At 49.7% G+C, this 662-nt stretch carries 2 protein-coding genes; one reads left to right on the top strand and one right to left on the bottom strand.

The features are described from left to right. Positions 1–240, top strand: a 240-nt coding sequence (locus ACGTN6_RS20760) for a histone-like nucleoid-structuring protein, MvaT/MvaU family (RefSeq protein WP_394594976.1), incomplete at its 5' end; no start/stop codon positions are given. A 54-nt stretch (positions 241–294) separates the two neighbouring features. Here the strand turns inward: ACGTN6_RS20760 and ACGTN6_RS20755 are convergent. Next, positions 295–662 (bottom strand): hypothetical protein (locus ACGTN6_RS20755; RefSeq protein ID WP_394594975.1); only part of this gene is annotated, 368 nt, incomplete at its 5' end.

The following is a 662-nucleotide window of genomic DNA, read 5'->3' as shown; positions in this document are numbered from 1 at the left end:
ATGCAAGAGTTCGACAAAACAGCAAGCGACGTAATCGAAGTATTGACGCCTGGAAAAGACAACGCCAGCAGACAGCAAGCCAACTCCGGACGCCGCAAGAGAAAGCTCAAGATCTACAAAAACCCGGAAACCGGGGAGGTCATTGAAACTCGCGGGGGTAACCAAAAGACATTAAAAGCCTGGAAAGACAAACACGGCGCCGAAACCGTTGAAACCTGTCTTGTGCGGACAGAAGACTAAAGGATCACAGAAGCCCCTGACGCTACCCAGGGGCTCCTTCCCCACCCTAATGGATCATTCTGCCTCGGGATCGCGCCGCTTAGCCACCACCATAGCCCCTCGCGTGAGAGAATAAGCAGAAGTCGTCACTATGCGGCGATGTTGATTAAGGTATTCATCGCTACTTCCTACGTTAAGTGGCAATATCGCATCAACCTCATACCCCTCTTGATCGAACTTGTTGCAAGCATTCTCAAGCTCTTCGGCTAGAGACTCAATGTCGGGCACGGAATATGTATATATTCTCCGGCGCTCGGGATCGGAAATCCCCATCCGAGACCGCATCGTCTCTTTATTATAGTCTTCTGACTTACAGCTTACGTAAAAGCCAGTCACTCGATACTTTGGCATCCTTTCACTCACAAAAAACTCCTTGCTTTCAT

The organism is Halomonas sp. B23F22_20, assembly GCF_043496985.1.
Lineage (GTDB): Bacteria > Pseudomonadota > Gammaproteobacteria > Pseudomonadales > Halomonadaceae > Halomonas.
This window is presented reverse-complemented; position numbering and strand designations above follow the sequence as displayed.